Here is a 22,917-nt window from a genome sequence, read left to right as displayed (position 1 = left end):
AACGTCCGCCCGCAGGCCTCCGCCGTGCCGAGATCGTACCCGGCCGAATAAGCATGGCAGGTGTCGATGCAGACCCCCACGCGGCTCTTGTCCCCCACCCGGTCGATGATATAGGCCAGATGTTCAAACCGCCAGCCGAGATTGGAACCCTGTCCCGCCGTATTCTCGATCACCGCCGTGACCCCTGCCGTCGCCTCCAACGCCAGGTTGATCGACTCGGCGATCCGCGCCAAGCAAGTTTCGTCGTCGATCTCCCGGAGCGTGCTGCCGGGGTGGAAGTTGAGCCGGTCGAGCCCGAGCAGCTCGCACCGCTTCATCTCGTCGTTGAAAGCCCGGCGCGATTTTTCGAGCCCGGCCGCATCGGGATGGCCCAAATTGATGAGGTAACTGTCGTGGGGCAGAATCTGGAACGGCCGGTAGCCCCCCGCGTCACAACGGCTCCGGAAAGCGTCGATCTGCGCCGGAGTGAGGGGCGGGACGGCCCACTGCCGCTGGTTCTTGGTGAAAAGGGCGAAAGCTCCGGCCCCCAATTTCTCCGCGTTGAGCGGGGCGTTCTCCACCCCGCCCGCCGAATGGACATGCGCTCCGAAATATTTCATGGCTATTACTATTTTTGTTAAATTTGCACATTATACTCATCGACCGATCCGGTCGGATCGTGGAATGCCTTATGGTTGCAAAACTACACATTCTGTTCAGAAATCCATTGCTCCCGGCCCTGTTCCTGCTGCTGTGGGCGGGGCCTGCTGCGGCGCAGTTCAACCCGAAGAAACAGGCGGCCAAACTCGAAGCGGTGCCCGATACGCTGATCAAACCGGCCAAACCCACCACGGAACTGAAGTTCGAGCTGTACAGCGACGCATACGACAAGTACCTGCGCAAACTGCGTTCCAAACAGCGGAACAGCTACACCTTCAAACCGGGGCTGTCGATCACGCAAGTGAGCTTCAACAACTGGCAGCAGGGGGGGGACAACTCCTACTCGGGGCTGGCGTCGCTCAATTTCGAGCACAACTACACCGCACCGGTGTTCAGCATCAAGACCGTGTTCGACGCGAAGTACGGACTGATGCGCACCACGGGGCAGACGCGCAAGAACGTGGACTATTTCAACGTCTCGACCACCCCGAGCTGGAATATCTCGGAACGGTGGAAGCTTTCCAGCTCGCTGATCTGGCGGTCGCAGTTCTCCAAGAGCTACGACTATCCGAAAGACAAGCCGAAGGTGTGGAAGTCGTCGTTCATGGCGCCGGGAACGGTCGAAATATCGGGCGGTTTCACCTACGAACCGCCGAGCAAGAAGCTCAATATCCTGCTGGCGCCGATCGCGGGCAAGATGACTTTCGTGCTGAACGATTCGCTGGCGCGGAAAGGAGGATTAGGCGTCGAAACCGGCAAAAAATTCAAGGCGGAAATCGGGGCGCAGGTGCGGATCAACTACAAGACGAAGTTCGCCAAAGACAAGATCGAATACATCACCAAACTCGAATCGTTCTGGAATTACACGCTGCCGCCGTCGGCCACGTGGGGAAACACGCTGAACTTCAAGTTTACGAATGTGGTGTCGGCCCAGCTGATCGTCAACATGATCTACAACGACCAGATCACCACGCCCAACGCGCAGGAAAAACGGGACGAGGGGCGGGTGCCAAAGCCGTGGGACTACCTGCAGATTTACCAATCGGTGGGGTTCGGGCTCCAGTTCAATATCGCGTCGAAACCGCACAAACCGATTCAGGAGAGCACCATCACGCGCTCGCGGCTGAAGTATAAGAAATAGAGACAGGGCTTCGTTCCGGGCGGGAATTCCGGAGCCTGCGGCGTCGCAGAGACCGGCGGCCTTGCGGATCGCACGGATTTTATAATAACTTTACAAAAAAGCACCATCCATGAAAAACCATCTCACCGGCCTCCTGTGCGCCGTTCTGCTGCTCACCGCCTGCTCCGGCGGCGGCAAGGGCCGGCTCACCGTCACCGTCCAGGGGCTGCCCGACGACAGCCTGATCTGCTCGTGGTTCACCCCAGCCACCATCCGCGAACGCGGCGACATGACCACCTTCCTGGTCGGCGGCACCCGAAACGGCGGCGACGTCGACTTTTCGATCGACATTCCCGACGACGGGCACCTCTACAAAATATTCCTCGCCCCGCAGAGCTTCCGCGGCGACGGGCCCCGGCAGAACATCGAACTCTTTCTGCTTCCTGGGGAGGGAACCCATGTCCGGGCTGTCTACGAGCCGAAGAACCGGACGATCGACTACTCGTTAGACGGCTCGCCGGACCAGCAGCGGTGGATGGAACAGAAAAAGACCGTCGAACCTTTGCAGCTGCGGCTCGACATGCTCAGTACGATCGCCATGATGATCTCGCCTGAGCGGCGAAATCCCGACGACAGCATCTACAAGCAGATCGGGCAGCTCACCGACAGCATCCTGCAATTCAAGGCGGCTTATATCGGGGCCCATCCTGCCGATCCGGTTTCCGGCTTTTTCCTGGCCACGCTCAACGACGGCCGCACGGCTGACAGCCTGTACCGGCTGCTCGACGAAAGCGTCAGACAGGGGCCGCTGAAGGAGTGGCTCGACTTGCAAAATGAAATGACCGGCCGAATGCTCACTGCGGAAGAGGCCCGGAAAACTGTCGTGGCGGGTGCGGCGGCTCCGGACTTCACCCTGCCGGATACCGAGGGGAAGGATTTCACCTTGTCTTCCTTGTACGGCAAGGGGAAATACACCGTGCTCGACTTCTGGGGCACCTGGTGCGGGTGGTGCATGAAAGGGATGCCGGCCATGAAGGAGGCTTACGGCAAATACAAGGCCTCCGTGGAATTTGTCGGCGTCGACTGCGGCGACACGGAAGAAGACTGGAAACAGACTGTTGCGTCGCAAGGGCTGCCGTGGATCAACGTGCGGGCTGCGGAGGACGACATTCCCGTCAGGTTCGGCCTCGAGGCCTATCCGACCAAGATGGTCATCGACCCGCAGGGAGTGATCGTCGCCCGCTATACCGGCGAAGACCCGGCTTTCTACGCCACGCTCGATTCACTCGTCAACAAACGGTAATACAGTTATAATCATGCAGTTCACAGCAGAGATCATCGCCGGTTACCTCGGCGGAACCGTCGAGGGGGACAAGCAGGCCGCGGTCGGTTCCGTGGCCAAGATCGAGGAAGCCGCTGCCGGCGACCTCGTTTTCCTTTCCAATCCTAAATACGAGGAGCATATTTACCATACCGGCGCGACGATTGCGATCGTCAATGCCGATTTCCAGGCCCGGCAGGCGCTGCCGCAGGGGCTGACGTTGGTGCGCGTGGCGAACGCTTACAAGGCTTTCGCTTCGCTGCTCGATCTTTATGTGGCCAACAAGCCGGTCAAGACGGGGATCAGTCCGCTGGCCTCTATCCATCCTTCGGCCCGGGTGGGCGAGGGGGTCTATGTGGGGGAATATGCCGTGGTCGGCGAAAATGCCGTGGTGGGCGACGGAACGCAGGTGTGGCCGCAGGTCTATGTGGGCGACCGCGTGCGGGTCGGGGCCGGCTGCCGGCTCTATCCGGGGGTGAAGATTTACGAAGACTGTGTGCTGGGCGACCGGGTCACGGTGCACGGGGGGACGGTTATCGGGGGCGACGGGTTCGGTTTCGCACCCACGGAGGACGGTTCGTTCCAGAAAATCCCGCAGATCGGGAATGTGGTGATCGAGGAGGATGTCGAGATCGGCTCCAACTGCGCGATCGACCGGGCGACGATGGGCTCCACACGGATTCGGAAGGGGGCTAAGCTGGATAATCTGATCCAGGTGGCGCATAATGTGGTGATCGGCGAGAATACGGTCATGGCGGCGCAGGTGGGCATCGCGGGCTCTACGAAGGTGGGGAGCGGTGTGATGATGGGGGGCCAGGTGGGGGTCGTGGGGCATATCACGATCGCCGACGGGGTGAAGATCGGTTCGCAGTCGGGCATCCCGAACAATATTCTGACACCGGGCGTCACGGTGTTCGGATCGCCGGCTTATCCGGGCTTAGAGGGGCACCGGATACAGGCGTCGGTCAAACAGCTGCCGGAGCTGCGCAGGCAGGTCGGCGAACTGGCCAAACAGGTGCGGGCTTTGCAGGAGCAGCTTGCGGAGGGAAAATAAGTTCGGGGGGCTGTTCCTGAGGCTGGCGTGGCTTTCGGGGGGCGCTGACGGGGCGAAAAGGCATTGACTGCCGACCAAATGGCTAATTTTCGGGCCGAACGTCCGGAGTGCTGCGGGGCATTCGGGTGAGGCTGTAACTACCCCCAATCCCGCAGGCTGCGACCCGAAATTGTACTTTTCCGCGCGCCGGGAAAATCAATCGCTTTCAACTCACGTTGAAACCGTCGATTTTCCTTTTCCGGCGTGGCGCGCGGGTGCCACCGGATTAAGAATTAGGCTGTCACTACCGCAGCGAGCAGCGCGATACGTGAGCATCGCCGGCCTTGTGGTGCCATTGGGCAATCCAGCCGAAGAGTTTGCTCTGCCACCAGGGGGTACCGCCCTCGGCCGGGCAGCCGCACTGTACTACCTTAAACAAAGCAGTGCAAACCCAGAATAGACGCCCCGACGGGGCCTTGCGACAGGTAAAAAACCGTGCAAACCAAACAAACGCCCCGCGCGGCCGCACAAACAAGACACTTTAAAATAACGAATGAACAATAATAACCTTTTCGGCACGCACGGCAGCTCCTCCTCGTGGGGGCAGAGCGTGGTCATGAACCTCATTATCCTGAACGTCATCGTCTTTCTGGCCCAGACCCTGCTGCCCCAGGGCATCGGCGGCGAACGGATGATCGACCTGTTCGGACTCCACTTCTGGGAATCGGCAGACTTCCGCATCTGGCAACCGGTCACCTACATGTTTCTGCACGGCGGTATCGAACACCTTTTTTTCAACATGTTCGCCCTGTGGATGTTCGGACGCATACTGGAATACGATATGGGGGCGAAACGGTTCCTGATTTTCTACCTCATTTGCGGCATCGGAGCCGGACTGTGCAACCTCGCCGTCAACTGGTTTGAATATGACCGGTTCGTGCGCCTCGGTTATGCCCAGTTCGCACCGCAGCAATTGCAGATGTGGGCCGACAGTGTCGTGACTATCGGCGCCTCCGGAGCCGTGTTCGGCGTGCTGCTCGCCTTCGGGATGCTGCATCCCAATGACCGGATTATGCTGCTGATCCCGCCGATCCCGATGAAAGCCAAATGGTTCGTAATTGTATACGGAGTGCTGGAACTGTTCCTCGGTGTCACCCAGCAAGGCTCGAATATCGCCCATTTCGCCCATGTCGGGGGGATGCTCTTCGGTTTCTTGCTGCTGATGCTGTGGAAGAGAACCGGGAAAATAGATTATTGAAAACCCATCGGGCGCCTCCGGGCTGGCTGCTGCGTCGGTTTTCTGGTTCTCTTTGTTCACAACCGAGCAGCGTTTCGAGAGCAGAGGCCGCTGGCGGACTATGCCGAGATAGCGCGAGGAAAACGAGCGGAGCGAAGTTAAAGAGAACAGTTCCCTCCCGAACACGTACAATAAAACCTACGATTAAAATTCAGCTAAACTCATGAGTGATAAAGTATATCCGCGAGAGATGCACACCGCCGAGCATATACTGGGCGGGACCATGGTCAGGATGTTCGGTTGCGGACGCGCAGTGACTACTCATTTGGAGAAAAAGAAATCGAAAGCAGATTTCGACTTCCGGAATATCGGGCGCAACCTCACCCCAGCGGAAGCCGAAGAGGTGGTACGAATCGTCAACGACCAGATCGACAGACATATGGCCGTCACCTTCCAGACAATACCCTACACCGAAGCAGCCGCGGAATTCGACCTCTCGAGGCTGCCCGAAACCGTCGCAGCCACACCGGGAACCGGACTGCGCATCGTATGCGTCGGAGACTACGACCGCTGCCCCTGCATCGGCGAGCACGTCACCAACACCTCCGAAATCGGCCATATACGCCTGATTTCCACCGATTACGACAACGATTCGGGCATTCTCCGCATACGTTTCAAACTCGACCGATAACCCCCATGCGACACCCCATTCTCCCCCTGCTCGGTTTTTGCACCTTGCTCTGCACGACGCCCCGGGCAAATGCTTTAACGGAAGACAGCCTGCTGCGGCGACAGATCGGACAGATGATCGTGGCCGGGTTCCGCGGTTTCGACGCCACCGGAGAAGTAGCCGACGCCGTACAGCGGCTCGGGATCGGCGGAGTGATCTACTTCGACAGGGACGTGCCTGCGGCACGAAACCGGCGCAATGTCCGTTCGCCGCAACAGTTGCAGAAACTGAGCGCGGAACTGCAGCGGCTGGCGCAAGCCGGCGGCCATCCGAAACTCTTTATCACCATCGACCAGGAGGGAGGGCGAGTCAATAGACTCAAGCCCGCCTACGGATTTCCGGCGAGCGTCAGCGCCGAACACCAGGGCCGCCTGAACGATCCCGACACGACGCGCAAATGGGCGTCGCTGACGGCCATGACATGCAGTCAGGCCGGAATCAACGTCGACTTCGCGCCCTGCGTCGATGTAAATATCGACCCTCAGTGTCCTGTGATCGGGGCCTTGGGGCGAAGTTTTTCGGGCGATCCGGCTGTCGTGGCGGAACAGGCGCGTATTTGGACGGATGCTTTGCACGAGCGGGGTGTGCTGGCCTCCTTGAAACATTTTCCCGGCCACGGCAGCTCGCGGGCGGACAGCCATTTGGGGCTGACCGACATTACGCAAACCTGGCAGGAGGACAAAGAGCTGGCCCCCTACCGGACTTTGATTGACGAGGGATATGCCGACTTCGTCATGGTGGGACACCTGATGCACAGGGATATAGATGCGGAATATCCCGCTTCGCTGTCGCAGCGGTGGATCGCGGAGATTCTGCGCGGCGGATTGGGCTATCGGGGCGTGGTCATCACCGACGACCTCAACATGAGGGCCATCGTGGATCATTATTCGCTCGAAAGGGCGCTGGAACTGGCGATCAATGCCGGTGCGGACATGGTCATCATCGGGAACAACGGAAAAAGTTACGAGCCGGACCTGACACAGCGGACTTTCGACATCCTTTGCCGTTTGGTGGAGCAGGGGCGGATTTCCCGCGAGCGCATCGCGCAGGCCAACGACCGCATCAGGACGCTCAAGGCGAGGCTCAGATAAGAAGCGTACTTCCGGCAATTTCCGAGACCGCTTGCGGGCGGGGTGAGCTTTCAGTGGGACGGCAGAGCCTGATCAATCGGGTAATTACAGCCCGGAGCTCCCGATGGGGCCTTTCTTTCAAGAAAGGGACACAAACGGTCCTGTGCTAAATAAACCTACATTCATATAATGGGGTCGCAACGGCTACCGCCAGCGGCAAGGGGTTGTAGGTAGAGACACCGAAAAGTAATTATCGCAGTCCGTATAACGTTCCCCCGCCGCCCAGGTAATTACTTCCCGTAAATAGCCCCCTTGGCTGCCAGCAGCGTATTCTTCATCAGGCTGACGATCGTCATCGGCCCGACGCCGCCCGGCACCGGTGTGATATAGCTGCACTTCGGGGCTACTTCATCGAACTTCACATCCCCCAGCAGTTTCCATCCATTTTTCGTCCTGTCGCTCGCCACCCGCGTAATACCGACGTCGATCACCACGGCGCCCGGTTTGACCATATCCGCCGTGACGAACTCCGCCTTGCCCAGCGCCGCCACCAGAATGTCCGCCCCGGCACAAATCTGCGCGAGGTTTTCCGTCCGGCTGTGGCACAGTGTCACGGTGCAGTTGAATTCCTTGTCCGACAGCAGGTTGGCCATCGGCCGCCCGACGATATTGCTTCTTCCCACCACCACACAGTTTTTCCCCGCGGTCGGAATCCGGTAGTACCGCAACAGTTCGCAAATGCCTTCCGGTGTCGCCGAAATATAGGCGGGCAATCCCAGGATCATCCGCCCTACATTCACCGGATGGAAGCCGTCCACATCTTTGCGCGGGTCGATCGCTTCGATCACTTTCTGCTCCGAGATATGCTGCGGCAATGGCATCTGGACGATAAAGCCGTCCACTTCCGGATCTTTATTGAGCTTTTCGATTTCGGCCAGCAGTGCTTCTTCTGAGATATGATCTTCAAACCGCAGCACTGCTGAGTTGAATCCGATTTCTTTGCAGGCTTTTTCCTTATGCCCCACGTAGGTCTCGCTGGCACCGTCGTGTCCCACCAGGATGGCTACCAAAGTGGGCTTGCGTTCCATCGCGGCGACTTCTTCTGCCATTTTCCGTTTGAGGGTGGCAGCGACCTCTTTCCCGTCGATCAATTCCATATCGTTTATTTTATTCGTACGTTTATATTGCACCGCACCGAGCCACGCAAAAATTGCCGGCCTCCTCAGCAGATTGATACAACAAAGAAAAGCTACCACCACATCGGTAACTTTTCTCTGTTATGATTAAAACGGCCCTTTCAACCGCGCGTTCCGGCCAAGGTTTCTCTCAAAAAACGCCCCAGTTTCTCAAAGGCGGGCTTTCGCAAAACCCCGATGAATTCCCGATGCAATCCCGAAGAAATCCCGAAGAAATCCCGAAGAATTTTCCAAAGAGACCTCGATGAAACCCCGAGGAACCCCCAAAGAAACCTCAATACAACTCCGATGCAATCCCGAAGAAACCCTGAAGAATTTCCCAAAGCAACCTCGATGAAACCCCGAGGAACCCCCAAAGAAACCTCAATACAACTCCGAAGCAATCCCGAAGAAACCCTGAAGAATTTTCCAAAGAGACCTCGAGGAAACTCTAAAGAAACCTCAATACAACTCCGAAGCAATCCCGGAGAAACCCTGAAGAATTCCTCAAAGCAACCTCGATGAAACCCCGAGAAACTCCACAAAGAAACCTCAATACAACTCCGAAGCAATCCCGAAGAAACCCTGAAGAATTTCCCAAAGCGACCTCGATGAAACCCCGAGGAACCCCCCAAGGAACCTCAATACAACCCCGAAGCAATCCCGGAGAAACCCCGAAGAATTTCCCAAAGCGACCTCGATGAAACCCCGAGGAAACTCCAAAGAAACCTCAATACAACTCCGAAGCACCCCCAAAGAAGCCCCGAAGAAACTCCAAAGAAACCTCAATACAACTCCGCTGGCAATCCCGAAGCCCCCCCGAGGAAATCCCGAAGAAAAAAACCTTACGCCGCCCCGTGGCAGTTTTTGTACTTCTTGCCGCTGCCGCACGGACACGGATCGTTGCGCCCCACCCGTTTTTCCGCATGCACCGGCATGGGTTTTCCCCCGTCCGCAGCAGACGCCGAACCGCCACTCGCCACTGCCCCGCTCGGAATCCCCGGCGGCACCGGCCCGTCGTTCCGCGACATCCGCATCCGACTCATATCCGGTCGGTTCCGAGCCGGAATCGCCTGTCCCTGCGCCGGAGCGGCCTGCACTGCACGCCCCGCCGAGCCATCGGCCCCCGGAGCGTCCGAAGCCGGCGCCACCGGCAGGTACACCTTCAAAAGCATCGACAGCACCTCGCGGTTGATCTTCTCGATCATGCGGCGGAACAGCTCGAACGACTCGAACTTGTAGATCAACAGCGGATCCTTCTGCTCATACGCCGCATTCTGCACCGACTGTTTCAAGTCGTCCATATCCCGCAAGTGTTCCTTCCAGTCGTCGTCGATCGTAATGAGCATCATCACCCGGCTGAACGCCTTGTGAATCTCCAGCCCGCGCGTATCGATCGCCCGCTTGAAATTGACCGGCACGTTCAAGCCCCGCTTTCCGTCCGTCAGCGGCACCGAGATCGTCTCGAACTTATCCCCCTGCTCCTTGTAAATCGCCTCCAACACCGGATAAGCCTGCTGCGCGATCTGCGCCGCCCGCCGCTTGAGCGCACTCCGCATATCCCCCAAAAGCAGCTCCGCCAACTGCGGATCCTTCAGGTCGTTGTACTCCTCTTCGGTGAACGACGGTTCGATCGATATCTGCCGGATCAATTCCACCTTGAATTCGTCGAACGGCAGCCCGCGGTAATTTTCGACAAATGTCTCGGCGAAATCCGTCATCATGTTATTGACATCCACTTCGATCCGCTCCCCGAACACCGCATTGTGCCGCCGCGTGTAAATGACCTCGCGCTGCGAGTTCATCACGTCGTCGTACTCCAGCAGCCGCTTCCGAATCCCGAAGTTGTTCTCTTCGACCTTTTTCTGCGCCCGTTCGATCGCGCGGCTCATCATCCCTGCCTGAATGACTTCGCCTTCCTTGAGCCCCATGGAATCCATCAAGCGGGCGATGCGTTCCGAGCCGAACAGCCGCATCAGGTCGTCCTCCAACGAGACGAAGAACTGCGAGCTCCCCGGGTCTCCCTGCCGTCCCGACCGTCCGCGCAGCTGCCTGTCCACCCGCCGGCTTTCATGCCGTTCGGTGCCGATAATGGCCAGCCCCCCCGCCGCTTTCACCTCGGGTGTCAGTTTGATGTCCGTCCCACGCCCTGCCATATTGGTCGCAATCGTCACCTGTCCTGCCCTACCCGCTTCCGCCACGATCTGCGCTTCCAGCTGGTGCTGCTTGGCATTCAGCACGTTATGCTTAATCCCCCTGAGTTTGAGCATCTTGGACAGCAGTTCCGAGATTTCGACACTGGTGGTCCCCACCAAAACCGGTCTCCCCTCGCCCACCAATTTGACGATCTCTTCGATCACTGCCGCATATTTTTCCCGCTTCGTCTTGTAAATCAGGTCTTGATAGTCTTTCCGGATCACCGGCCGGTTGGTCGGAATGACGATCACGTCCAGCTTATAGATGTTCCACAGTTCGGATGCCTCCGTCTCTGCCGTCCCGGTCATCCCCGCCAGCTTGTGGTACATGCGGAAGTAGTTCTGGAGCGTAATGGTCGCGAACGTCTGTGTCGCTGCCTCGACTTTCACCCGCTCTTTCGCTTCGATCGCCTGGTGCAGGCCGTCCGAGTACCTCCGCCCGTCCAGAATACGCCCGGTCTGCTCGTCGACGATCTTGACCTTGTTGTCCATCACCACATATTCCGTGTCCTTTTCAAACAGCGCATAGGCTTTGAGCAGCTGATGCACTGTGTGCACCCGCTCCGACTTGAGCGCATATTCGGAGAGGAGTTTGTCTTTCGCTTCCAGTCGTTCCTCGACGGTCATGTCGCTTTTCTCGAGCGTGGCGATCTCGCTGCCGATGTCGGGCAGAATGAAGAACCGTTTGTCGTTGATATTCCCGGCCAGCGCATCGTGTCCTTTGTCTGTCAGTTCGACGCTGTGGAGCTTTTCGTCGATAATGAAGTAGAGGTCGTCCGTCACTTCGTGCATCCGCTTGCTGTTGTCCTGCATGTAGAAGTTTTCGGTCTTCTGCATCAGGGCTTTCATCCCCGGTTCGGACAAGAATTTGATGAGCGGTTTGTACTTCGGCAGCCCTTTATGCACGGCTAACAACAGTTTCCCCGCGCGCGATTCGTCGTTTTCCGCCGCTGCTTTCTTAGCTTCGGCCAATAACGAGGTGCATAAATTCCGCTGCAATCCGTAAAGTGCCTCGACCTGCCCGCGGTATTCCTCGAACATTTGATCTTCGCCCCGCGGCACCGGCCCGGAAATGATGAGCGGTGTCCGCGCGTCGTCGATCAGCACCGAGTCCACTTCATCCACTATCGCATAGTGGTGTTCCCGCTGAACCAAATCCCCCGGTTCGATGGCCATATTGTCCCGCAGGTAGTCGAATCCGAATTCGTTGTTCGTCCCGAAGGTAATGTCGCTGTTATAGGCCGCACGTCTGGCATCTGAATTGGGCTGGTGTTTGTCGATGCAGTCCACCGTCAATCCGTGAAACTCATAAATCGGCCCCATCCATTCCGAGTCGCGCCGCGCCAGGTAGTCGTTGACTGTCACCACATGCACCCCTTTGCCTGCCAGCGCATTGAGGAATACCGGCAAAGTGGCCACCAAGGTTTTCCCCTCGCCGGTCGCCATCTCGGCCACGTTCCCTTTGTGCAACGCCACCCCGCCGAAGAGCTGCACGTCATAGTGCACCATATCCCACTGTATCTCGTTCCCCCCCGCTGTCCACCGGTTTTTGTAGACCGCCTTGTCCCCGTCAATAGTCACAAAGTCACGTCCTTTGGCCGCCAGCTCCCGGTCGGCCTCGGTCGCGGTCACGACAATCGTGCCGCCGTGTTCTCCCGCCTGTGCGAACCGCCGCGCCGTGTCTTTCACAATGGCGAACACTTCGGGCAGAATCTCGTCCAGCACTTGTTCGATGGTCTCGTTGACGTGTTTCTTGAGCCGGTCGATCTCGGTGCCGATCTGTTCTTTCTCCGCAATCTCGACGTCGGCTTCTTCCATCTTGGCTTTCAAGGTGGCGATGCGTTCTTCGTCTTCTGCAATACGCTGACGGATCAATGCTTTGAATGCGGTCACACGTTCGCGAAGCTCGTCGTCCGTGAGCCGCTCGATCTCGGGATAAACGGCCAGAATCTTGTCTACATAAGGCTGAATCGCTTTTCGGTCTTTGTCCGCTTTGCTGCCGAAAAATATCTTCAGCAGGCTCGCTGTTACGCTCATATTGTGTGGTCTCGTTTAATTACTTGTTATACAACGGATTCCGCCGGCATTCCGCGACGGGCCGCGCTTGAAAGTATCAAAGATAGCAATATTTGTGCGATTTGCGTATGTTTCCTGCCGGAAATTTGAATTTCTCCCGACGAACTGTTACGAATGGTTATTTTGCCTTGTGCTGTGTGGAACTGTTCTTTCTTTGAAAAGAAAGGCCCCGTTGAGGTTTTCCTGGCTGTAATTACCCGACTCCTTAAGCTCCGCAGTCCTCTTGCATCGAGTTTGCTTTGGGCCGGAACAATAGACCGCTCTTTATATTGCAATTCTTTGGATCGCCGACCTCCGCGGTGCCGCCGGGCACTCCGACCGGGAGTTTGCTCAGCCTTAGGACGCGCGAGGCCGAACACGCAGAATTTTTATTATACGATTAAAAAGTAGGCATTTTTTATCGCTCATGCCGCGGGGCACTTCCTTTCACCAAAGAACCGAGCAGCGTTCCGAGGGCAGAGGCCGCTTGCGGGCTATGCCGAGGTAGCGCGAAAAAAAACGCAGGTTAAAGGAAGCAAAGAAGTCACCGGGAATCGGTTTCACCTTGTCGAAAGCCGGTCGTTCTGCCCGGCTTTCTCAAGGCAAAACACGACATTCCCGGAAACGCTTTCGCTTGCACCTTAGATTTGTCGGGGGAGGTGGCAAAGGGGGCTTGCCCCCTTTGATGCGTTTTTTGCTTACTTTTAACTGCGCTTTGCTTGTTTCCCTCCTTGCCGCTCGGCAAAGCGGGCAAGCCCGCTTTGCTCTCGCTGGCAGCGTCGGTTGTCGCATTACAAAAAGTAAGTGCCGGCCCGGCATGAGGGCATGCAAAAAAGTTTTTATAAAGAAAGAACAAATGCCCCGGCTCGAGGCGATAAAAACGGTGCGATTTTTACAAACAGCTTTGCTCGGGCCGGAGCCAGCAGGGCTTTGGGGTAGAGGCGGCCAATAAAACAGCCAACGGCTGCGGCTCGAGTGCCGAGCGGCACCCGGCGCCGTGCTAAATAAACCTGCGGTTCCCTGCGGGTACGGACAAAGTCGGGAAAAGTAATAACTTTGCAAGATATGGCACGGAATATTCTCCAGACACTTCATATCCTGCTGGGCACGCTCATGTTAGGCGCATGCAGCGACGCCAACGACAAAAACCAGCTCGCCGTTTATCTCTGCGACAGCCCCGCCGATTACAGCGGCCTCAACTTCTACATCACCGGCATCGACGTCCGGCAGGCCGGGAGCGACGCATGGACACCCCTCACCGTTTCCGAACCTTACGTCGCCCTGCTGGAACTCATCAACGGCCGGATGCAGGAAGCCGGGCGCGGGACAATGCCGAAAGGCAGCTCGTACGACGCCGCGCGGATCACCTTTTCGACCGAAAACGCCTACCTCGTGCTGGCCGGAGAAAGCCGGCCGCTGGCCGTCGACGCAGCCGACGCCTCGGTGACCGTGCCCTTTCCCGCCGTGACCATGGACGGACCGAACACCCCGCTCCTGTTCGACATCGACATCGCCGCCTCCGTCGTCGAAGACCCGACAGCCGGGAGCGGATACCGTTTCCGGCCGCAAGTCACTTTCGTGGACACCGAAGCGTGCGGCGTGGTGCAAGGCGGTTTGCAGGCCGGGCAGGCGGCGGTGACCTCGCGCCTGTGGCTGCGCTTTACCGACGACGCCACGGGGAAAGTCAGCTCCACCTACTGCTCGCTCAACCCGGCGGGAGCATTCTTCATGCGGTTGATGCCGGGGAACTACACCCTCGACGTGACACCCCGCTCCGGTTCGGACATCAGACCGTATACGACGAAAGTCGCCGTGGAACGCCAGCAAGTCACCGACCTCGGTATTATCGTTTTGGAAACCAACGGATTGTAAAGGGTGGTTGCATCTCGGCGGCATAAAGTCATAGCAGTGCTGGCAGCCTTTCTGGGGGCCGTCACGGGGTTGTCGTCGTGCAATACGATGCGCTATGTGCCGCAGGACAAATACCTGCTGCGCCGCAATGTCGTCGAAATCGAGGGAGAACAGAAAACCGCGCGCCGCGAACGCGTCACACCGAAAGAGCTGATGCAGTACGTCCAGCAGCGGCCCAACAACCGCCTGCTCGGGATCGGCCTCTACCTCGGGATGTACAACCTCACCGACACCGCCAAACACAACGGCTGGCAGCGGTTCTGGCGCAACAAGGTCGGCGAGGCGCCAGTCATTTACGACCCCGTACAGGCGGCACGGTCGAGGGAGATGATGCAGGTGTACCTGACCTCGCGCGGCTACCTCGACGCCACGGTTTCCGACTCGGTGGAATACCACCGCCGGAAACGGAAAGCGACGGTACGGTATATCGCACGCGAAGGCCGGCCATTCACCGTCTCGGAAATACGCTACCGCATCGACGACAAATTCCTCGAACCCATCATATTGGAAGACACCGCCGCGAGCTTGCTCAAGCAGGGCATGATCTACGACCGCGACGTGTTCGACGCCGAGCGGGAGCGTATCAGCGCCCGGCTGCAGGACATGGGATTCTGGGGATTCAACAAAGGGTACATTACCTATGTGGTCGATACGGCGCATCTCGACCAGGCCATGACCCTCACCCTGCGGGTCCGGCAGCGGGTGGCTTATGTGACCTCCGACGGCGAGCAGGTGATGGAGAACCATCCGATCTACCGGATCGGACAGATCACCGTCAACACGGACTATGACCCCACCTTGTCGCCCGAACAGATCGAGCGCTTGCCGTGGGACACCGTGCGATACAACGGGATCGACATTCTTTACCTCGACAAACTGCGGCTGAGGGAAAATATATTGGTGGGAGCTATCCGCCTCTCGCCGAACGAACTGTACGACAAAAGCAGCGTGCAGCGCACGTACAACAACATCCGCAACCTGCAGTACAGCTCCAATATCCTGTTCAACGAGCTGCCTTACGACACGCTGCATCCGGTGGAGGTGACGCGGGCCTCGGCGTCGGGGACGACGGTATCCACCCGCGAGCGGAACCTCGCGTGTCTGATCCAGTGCACGCCCAACGTGCGGCAGAATTTCAACGTGGATGCCGAGATTTCCACTACGGCGGACTACTACTCCATGGCTCTGACACTGGGCTACCAGCACAAGAACCTGTTCCGGGGGGCCGAGAATTTCACGGTGGGTTTCCGGGGGGCCTACGAGCTGATGAAAAACAAGGGAAACCGCAATTCCTATGAGTTCGGGGTGAGTGTGGGGCTGGACATCCCGCGGTTCCTGCTGCCTTTGCGGGCAGACAAGCTGGCGAAGTTCCCGCAGCAGAAAACCAATATATCGGTCACTTACGACATCCAGCGGCGGCCGGACTACAACCGGACGATCGCGGGGGGGACGTTCGGCTACTCGTGGACGCTCCGGAACGGGGCGCGGTTCCAGATCAATCCGGCGGACATCAACGTGGTGGACGTGCCGTGGATCGACGCCGATTTCAAGAACAGCATCGAGAATCCGTACCTGAAAAACAGCTACGAGTCGCAGCTGATTGCGGGCCTTTCGGCGGGCTACTATTACCAGACCGACCCGAATCCGAAGGCGAACAATCTGTCGATCCGGCTGACGGGGGATGTCAACGGCAACCTACTGCGCGGGCTGACACAGTGGCTGGGCAAGTCTTCGACGATCAATGCGGGGCTGGCGGACGAGGAGACTTTTTACAAGATTTTCGGCATCCGTTTCGCGCAGTATGCGCGGCTGAGTTTCGACATCAGCCAGCGCACGAACCTCACGGCCACTACGCAGTTAGCGTGGCGCTTTTTTATCGGCGGGGGGATCGCTTACGGGAACTCGAAAACGCTACCTTTTGAGCGGCTCTATTTCGCGGGGGGGGCCAACAGCATGCGGGGCTGGCAGGTGCGGACGTTAGGGCCAGGCGAGACGCTCTACCGGAAGGAGACTTATCCGAACCAGCTGGGGGATTTTCGGCTGGAGGCCAATTTGGAATACCGTTTCGCGGTGGCGGGCGGTTTCGGGATGGCGGTGTTCCTCGACGCGGGCAATGTGTGGATGAATGCCAAGGGGTCGGCGGCGGCTGCGCGGTTCAGGTTCGACAGTTTCTACAAGGAGATTGCGCTGGACACGGGATTAGGGTTCCGATATGATTTGGGGTTCGTGCTGTTGCGGTTGGACTGGGGGCTGAAATTGCATAATCCGAATGTGCCGGAACCGGAACGGTGGAAAAGCGGCTTCAAGTGGCGGGAGACGGCGCTTCATTTCGCGATCGGCTTGCCGTTCTGATGCGATTTTTTCGGGGGGCAATGGTCAGGGGGGCACCGGACGCAGGAAGCGGGCTGCAACTGCCCTCTCTTGGCCGGGCCGCGGGACTGTATCGAGTGGTGTTCTTTCTTCATTGCCCTCCTGCCGGGCGGGCCTTTTTCTTAGGTAATCGCCTCGGGCGGACGGTTTTTCTTTTGTTGCCCTCATGCCGGCTGGGCCTTTCCCCTTAAAAAAAAGACCTTTTCTTCGCTGCCCTTTTGCCGGGCAGGCACTTGCTCTTAGCCGCCTCAAGCCGGCGGGGCTTCTACTTTCTTTGCCACCAAAGAACCGAGCAGCGTACCGAGAGCAGAGATCGTTTGCGGGCTATGCCGAGGTAGCGCGAGGAAGACCGCAGGTCAAAGTAGACAAAGAACCGACGCAGCAGCCGAGTGCCATCGAGCTTGCTCGAATGGCCGAGGCGCCAGGAGGAAGGCGAAGCCAAACTGCCTCCAGCCGGTTTCGCCTTGTCGGGTGTGCGCGCGTCCTGCACGTCCCCCTCAAGGCAAAACACGACGCTTCAGGAAAGGCTTTCGCGTGAGGAGAAAGACGGTTCGGCCGTGATCTCTCGATGTCGGGCCGGAGCCACCCCGGGCGGAGGCCTGCAATTTTCTCACTGCGTTCGTTTGCAGTCCCCGCTGGCTCCGGCCAAGAAAGGATAGTTACAGCCCGGTTCGAGTGCCGAGCGGCACCAACACCGCGCGCGACAGCTGGAGAAGGAAATCGTTCAAAAGCAGCTTGCGCTTTTGAACAAGATTTCCGCCAGCGCGCGGACAAAGAATGTTCATTCCGACGCGCGGGTAAAGAATGATTCTGAATCGTATCGGGTCGCCGCCAGCGGAAAGAGCAACGAGCTCCGCCGAAGTGGCTCGCGCCGCGCGGGGTGGCGGCGACTCGCGCGGCCCGTCGGGCCGCGGTTTACTTGGCTTCCAACAGGGGAATGGTCGGAGCCAGCGGGGACTGTTTGGGGTAGTTACAGCCTGGTTCGAGTATCGAGCGACACCGGGTCGGACGCCCGGGAGACCTCGGGTAGTTACAGCTCGGCTCGAGTGCCGAGCGGCACCGGGTCTCTCGACGGGGAGGCGTCCGGCCCGCCCGGTTCTGCGAACCGGATTTTCACCGACGCTCGAGACAAAGACGGTTCCGAAACACGAGTACGCCCCGGAGCCATCGAGGGCTTTGGGGTAAAGGCGGCCAATAAAACAGCCAACGGCTGCGGCTCGAGTGCCGAGCGGCACCTCCGGCCTGACAGAGGGAGATCATGGTAATAAGCTGTACAGCTAATAAATGTTTGCGGAGTCGACAACCCAGCACCGAGTACCCTCTTTACAAATATAGCGTAGACAAAAAGAACTATTTCGGCGCCTTCAGATAAAGATAAATCCCGATCGCGGCATAGATGACATTCGGCAGCCAGACCGCCACCACCGGCGGCATCACCCCCCCCTTGGCAAACTCGCCCGTGAAACGCATCAAGACGATGTAAGTGAAACACAAGGCAATCCCCACCCCGATATGCAGCCCCGTCCCGCCGCGCACCTTCCGCGACGACAGCGAAACACCGATCAAAGTCAGTACGAACGTCGAAATCGGATAAGCCCACCGCGAATAAGCCTCGACCTGAAAAATCGGCACCATGTCCGACCCTTTGGCCTTCTGCTGGCGGATGAACTGGAGCAGTTTCGCCGAATTCATCGTCTGCACTAAATCCTGCGTCCGGCCCAACTCGTCCGCCGCCAGATTCACCGTCGTGTCCAGCGGCGTGTCGTACTTGGTCAGCACCTCGCGCTCCCCCTCGTAATGCCGGGTCAGGTATCTGGACGCCTTCCAGCGGCCCGTCACCGTGTCGAACCGGGCGTTCTGAGCCTCCAGCGAACTGACGATATTGCCCCCGTCGTAAGTCTCGATGGCGAAATACTCCGCCACCTTGCTCTGCCCCTGGAAACCGCGGATATAGACGAACATCCCCGGCTCCAGCTGGCGGTAGATGTGCGCCTCGTAATTCGATTTGTGTTTGCCCATGTACTCCGCTTCGAACGCCAGCCGCCGGGCATTCGCCTCCGGAATCAGGAACAGGTTCAGCGACAGGCTCAGCAGCGTAATCAGCAAAGCCGACACGAAATATGGCCACATCATCCGCCGGAAACTCACCCCGCTCGACAAGATCGCGATGATCTCGGTGTTGTAGGCCATTTTGGAAGTGAAGAAGATCACCGCGATAAAGGTGAACAGCCCGCTGAACTGATTGATGAAATAGGGAATGAAGTTGACGTAGTAGCCCAGCACGATTTCCGAAACCGGAGCGTGGCTTTCGAGGAAATCGTCGATTTTCTCCGCCGCGTCGAAGATCACCACGATCAGGATAATCAATGCGATGGCGAAGAGATACGTTCCCAAGAACCGGCGCATGATGTACCGGTCGATGATCTGCAATTTCAGTCTGCCCAGGAGTTTCATCATAGCCTTCTGCCTAATTTTTCGACCGTTTCCGCTTTCCACGCCGCGAAATCCCCCCCTAAGATATGCTCCCGCGCCTGCCCCACGAGCCACAGGTAGAATCCCAGATTATGCAGCGAAGCGATCTGCGCCGCTAACATCTCGCCCACCACTGTCAGGTGCCGCAGGTAGGCTTTTGAATAAGCCGTATCGACGAATGTGTGCCCCATCGGGTCGATCGGCGAGAAATCCTCGGCCCACTTGGCATTCCGGATATTGATGATCCCCTCGGCCGTAAAGAGCATTCCGTTGCGTCCGTTTCGGGTCGGCATCACGCAGTCGAACAGGTCCACCCCGCGTTCGATCGCTTCCAGGATATTGACCGGCGTCCCGACTCCCATCAGATAGCGCGGCCGGTCTTGCGGCAGAATGTCGTTCACCACTTCGATCATCTCGTACATCACCGGCGTCGGTTCTCCCACCGCCAGCCCTCCGATGGCGTATCCGTCGGCGTCGAACTGCCGCACGAACTCCGCCGACTGCCGCCTCAGACCGGCATAGGTGCAGCCCTGCACGATCGGGAACAGGGATTGATGATACCCGTACGGGCACTCCGTTTTGTCATATTGCGCAAAACACCGTTCGAGCCACCGCGATGTCCGCGCCCACGACTTGGCTGCATAGTCGTATTCCGCCGTCCCCGGCGGGCACTCGTCGAAGGCCATCATAATGTCCGCCCCGATCAAGCGCTGCGTGTCGATCACGTTTTCCGGCGTGAACAGGTGTCGCGAGCCGTCGATGTGCGACTGGAACCGGCACCCTTCTTCGGTGAGTTTGCGGATTCCGGTGAGCGAAAAGACTTGGAATCCGCCGCTGTCTGTCAGTATGGGTCTGTCCCACCCTGAAAACCGGTGCAGTCCGCCTGCTTTGTATAAGGTGTCGGTTCCGGGCCGCAGGTAGAGGTGGTAGGTGTTCCCCAGAATGATCTGCGCTCCGACTTCATTGGCCAGATCGCGGTGGAACACTCCTTTGACGCTCCCCACTGTGCCGACGGGCATGAAGATCGGGGTCTGTATTTCGCCGTGGTCGGTATGGAAGATGCCTGCCCGCGCGGCGGAGTGCGGGTCGGTATGTTCGAGGGTGAAACGCATTTCTTCGTTAGTCAGAACGCAAATTTAGGGCTTTTATTCTTTCCTGCGTCTGTTTATAGGGTTTCTGATTCAAAATCTCCTGTTCCTTGCATCCCTCTCTGTTCTGTGACTTTCACCTGACAAAAGCCGGGCGATCCCAGGGATTGCAACAATAACGAATAACTGTAGTTTTTTGCCTCGAGCCGGCGGGGCTTGTCCAAGCAAACTCTCGGCCGAAGTGCCCAAGGGTCCCTACTCCGCGCGCAACGGCTGGAGTAGGAAATCGTTCAAAGGCAATTCATGCTTTTGAACAAAATTTCCGCCAGCGCGCGGGACAAATACATCTTTTAGTGGTAAAAAGGGCGCAGCCAGCGGAGTTGGGGTTAGTTACGGCCTGGTTCGAGTGTCGAGCGGCACCGGGTCTCCCGAGGGGAGGCGTCCGGCCCGCCCGGTTCTGCGAACCGGAGTTGCGTTGACGCGAAAACACAGTTATAGGAAACGGCCGGAGCCAGCGGGGCTGGATAACGAGCAAACTCTCGGTTGGAGTGCCCAGCGGCACTGGGCCTCCGCCGAGGGTGGCTCCGACCTGGCATAGAGGGATCGGGGAACCGGTTTTGCAAAGCATAGTTCCGACGCCGGCGGAGCAGCAAGGAGCTGTGCGAGTTGCGCCCTCCGCATGGGGCGGCGTCGGGCGCGCGACCCAAGGTCGCGGTTTATTGGATTCCAACATCAAAACGGCCGAAGTCGGCGGGGACTTGGGGTAGAAGTGGCCAATAAAACAGACAACGGCTGCAGCCCAAAGAAAACTCGATGCCAAGAGACTGCGGAGCCTAAGAAGTTGGGTAATTCAGCCCGGAAAACCCTGATTTTGTCAACAAAAGAAACGAAGCAAAGCGCCTCCGGTTTGAAATGACGTATAACCCTGCCCGGCATGTTATCCCCACGATCCGGAGAAATCGCCCCAGCTTAGCTACCGTTGCTACCGTTCGCCAGCCCCGCACCAGCTACCGCTCGCCGGCCCCGCACCAGCTACCGTTCGCCAGCCCCACACCAGCTACCCTTGCTACCGTTCGCCAACTCCGCACCAGCTACCGTTCGCCGGCCCCGCACCACAACCGCGCCAGATTCACAATCGTCCGCACCGCCAACTCCATCGTATCCAGCGAACAATATTCGTATCTTCCGTGAAAATTGGCCCCCCCCGTAAACAGGTTCGGACACGGCAGCCCCATGTACGACAAACGCGCCCCATCCGTACCCCCGCGGATCGGCTTGACGACAGGCGTCATCCCCGCCAGCTCGATCGCCCGCACAGCCATTTCGATCACCTCCGGATGCTCCTCCACCCGTTCCCGCATATTGTGATATTGATCCGTCAGAGCGACAGTCACGCACCCCTCGCCATACCGCGCATTGAGGAACGCCGCCGCCGACATCAAGACAGACTTCTTCTCCTCGAACCGCCCCCGCGCGTGGTCGCGGATGATGTACTCCATCACCGCCGCATCCACATCCCCACTTATAGAGACCGGATGGAAAAAACCCTCATAGCCCTCCGTATGCTCCGGCCGCTCCCAGGCCGGCAGCAATCCGTTCAGTTCGCAAGCCACCTGCAGCGCATTGACCATTTTGCCTTTCGCATAGCCCGGATGAATCCCCCGCCCCCGGATCGCGACCCGGGCCGCCGCCGCATTGAAATTTTCGTACTCCAGCTCCCCCGCCGCACTGCCGTCCATCGTGTAGGCGAAATCGGCCCCGAACCGCTCCACATCGAAAAAGTCCACGCCGCGGCCGATCTCCTCGTCCGGCGTGAAACCGATGCGGATCCTGCCGTGCGGAACCTCCGGATGCGTCATCAGATACTCCGCCGCAGTCAGAATCTCGGCTATGCCCGCCTTGTCGTCCGCCCCCAGCAGCGACGTTCCGTCCGTCGTAATCAGCGTATGCCCCGCCAGAGCGGCAAGCTCCGGAAAATCCTTCGGGCTCAGGATCAGTCCGGCCCCACGGAGAGCAATATCCCCGCCGTCGTAATTTTCGATCACCTGCGGTCTGACATTCGCCCCGTTCATCTCCGGCGAAGTGTCCACGTGCGAGATGAAGCCGATCACCGGCGTTTCCGCCGCACACGGGCCCGTCGCCGGAATCGTCCCCGTGACATAGCCGTACTCGTCGATCTCCACCTCCGTCAAGCCGATCCGGAGCATCTCCTCCAGCAGGTGGTTCAGCAGCAGGAGCTGTTTCGCCGTCGAGGGAAACGTCCCGCCCTCTTCCGCCCCCCGGGGATCGCTCTGCGTGTCGAACGAAACGTAGCGCAATAGCCGTTCCAAAAGTTTCTCTTTCATCATCATCCGTATTTCGATTCGGCGCACCGGTTCCGCTCCCGCCTGTGCCGGAAAGGGAACCGTGCCGCCTGTACACTCAGAAATAAAGGTCCCGTTCCCCCCGCCGTATCCGTTCCAGCCGTTCGTGTGTCAGCTTCGCCGAGGCTGCCGGCAGCC

At 58.5% G+C, this 22,917-nt stretch carries 14 protein-coding genes; 8 read left to right on the top strand and 6 right to left on the bottom strand.

Annotated elements, in window-relative coordinates; all coding sequences use genetic code 11:
• On the bottom strand, positions 1–599 hold a 599-nt coding region (gene nfo / locus Q0Z93_RS04820; protein WP_298063193.1), incomplete at its 3' end, for a deoxyribonuclease IV.
• Positions 600–670: 71 nt separating this feature from the next.
• On the opposite strand from nfo, the gene Q0Z93_RS04815 reads away from it, so the two are divergent.
• The 6 genes from Q0Z93_RS04815 (at position 671) to Q0Z93_RS04790 (ending at position 7,171) form a co-directional block, all read left to right on the top strand.
• Positions 671–1,780, top strand: coding sequence for a DUF3078 domain-containing protein (locus Q0Z93_RS04815; RefSeq protein WP_298063190.1), 1,110 nt, complete (start codon positions 671–673; stop codon positions 1,778–1,780).
• 109 nt (positions 1,781–1,889) lie between these two features.
• A complete protein-coding gene (locus Q0Z93_RS04810) occupies positions 1,890–3,062 on the top strand; it encodes a TlpA disulfide reductase family protein (protein ID WP_298063188.1) in 1,173 nt (390 codons plus the stop codon).
• A gap of 13 nt (positions 3,063–3,075) precedes the next feature.
• Entirely contained in the window at positions 3,076–4,134 is a 1,059-nt protein-coding gene (lpxD, locus tag Q0Z93_RS04805; RefSeq protein WP_298063185.1) for a UDP-3-O-(3-hydroxymyristoyl)glucosamine N-acyltransferase, read from the top strand.
• 532 nt (positions 4,135–4,666) lie between these two features.
• Positions 4,667–5,371: a rhomboid family intramembrane serine protease gene (locus tag Q0Z93_RS04800; protein ID WP_298063182.1), complete on the top strand. Its 705-nt coding sequence runs from the start codon at positions 4,667–4,669 to the stop codon at positions 5,369–5,371.
• A gap of 202 nt (positions 5,372–5,573) precedes the next feature.
• Positions 5,574–6,041 (top strand): hypothetical protein, encoded by a 468-nt coding sequence (locus Q0Z93_RS04795; protein WP_298063179.1) that lies wholly within the window; start codon positions 5,574–5,576, stop codon positions 6,039–6,041.
• Positions 6,042–6,046: 5 nt separating this feature from the next.
• Entirely contained in the window at positions 6,047–7,171 is a 1,125-nt protein-coding gene (locus Q0Z93_RS04790) for a glycoside hydrolase family 3 N-terminal domain-containing protein (protein ID WP_298063177.1), read from the top strand.
• Positions 7,172–7,440: 269 nt separating this feature from the next.
• Here Q0Z93_RS04790 and Q0Z93_RS04785 read toward each other — a convergent pair whose 3' ends face one another.
• Together Q0Z93_RS04785 and secA are read right to left on the bottom strand one after the other, a co-directional pair.
• Positions 7,441–8,307 carry a tetrahydrofolate dehydrogenase/cyclohydrolase catalytic domain-containing protein gene (locus Q0Z93_RS04785; RefSeq protein WP_298063176.1) on the bottom strand — a complete coding sequence of 289 codons (867 nt, stop codon included), beginning with the start codon at positions 8,305–8,307 and terminating at the stop codon, positions 7,441–7,443.
• Between the two features lie 863 nt (positions 8,308–9,170).
• Positions 9,171–12,557, bottom strand: coding sequence for a preprotein translocase subunit SecA (gene secA, locus Q0Z93_RS04780; RefSeq protein WP_298063174.1), 3,387 nt, complete (start codon positions 12,555–12,557; stop codon positions 9,171–9,173).
• Between the two features lie 1,083 nt (positions 12,558–13,640).
• Here secA and Q0Z93_RS04775 point away from each other — a divergent pair.
• Both Q0Z93_RS04775 and Q0Z93_RS04770 read left to right on the top strand, forming a co-directional pair.
• Complete coding sequence (locus tag Q0Z93_RS04775; protein ID WP_298063172.1) at positions 13,641–14,447, top strand: DUF4382 domain-containing protein; 807 nt, start codon at positions 13,641–13,643, stop codon at positions 14,445–14,447.
• 3 nt (positions 14,448–14,450) lie between these two features.
• Complete coding sequence (locus Q0Z93_RS04770; protein WP_298063169.1) at positions 14,451–16,838, top strand: BamA/TamA family outer membrane protein; 2,388 nt, start codon at positions 14,451–14,453, stop codon at positions 16,836–16,838.
• Positions 16,839–18,206: 1,368 nt separating this feature from the next.
• On the opposite strand, the gene Q0Z93_RS04765 is transcribed toward Q0Z93_RS04770, so the two are convergent.
• The 3 genes from Q0Z93_RS04765 to pepT all read right to left on the bottom strand — a co-directional run bounded on the left by Q0Z93_RS04765 (position 18,207) and on the right by pepT (position 22,767).
• Positions 18,207–19,313, bottom strand: coding sequence for an LptF/LptG family permease (locus tag Q0Z93_RS04765; protein WP_363291485.1), 1,107 nt, complete (start codon positions 19,311–19,313; stop codon positions 18,207–18,209).
• Positions 19,310–20,440, bottom strand: coding sequence for a tRNA guanosine(34) transglycosylase Tgt (tgt, locus tag Q0Z93_RS04760; RefSeq protein ID WP_298063166.1), 1,131 nt, complete (start codon positions 20,438–20,440; stop codon positions 19,310–19,312). Before tgt ends, Q0Z93_RS04765 begins: the two co-directional genes overlap by 4 nt.
• Before the next feature lie 1,067 nt (positions 20,441–21,507).
• Positions 21,508–22,767, bottom strand: a complete 1,260-nt coding sequence (gene pepT, locus Q0Z93_RS04755; protein WP_298063195.1) for a peptidase T — start codon at positions 22,765–22,767, stop codon at positions 21,508–21,510.
• Between the last annotated feature and the right edge of the window lie 150 nt (positions 22,768–22,917).

Source organism: uncultured Rikenella sp., from assembly GCF_947628055.1.
Taxonomy (GTDB): domain Bacteria; phylum Bacteroidota; class Bacteroidia; order Bacteroidales; family Rikenellaceae; genus Rikenella.
Note: the sequence above shows the minus strand (reverse complement) of the source record. Positions and strands in the feature narration are given on the sequence as shown.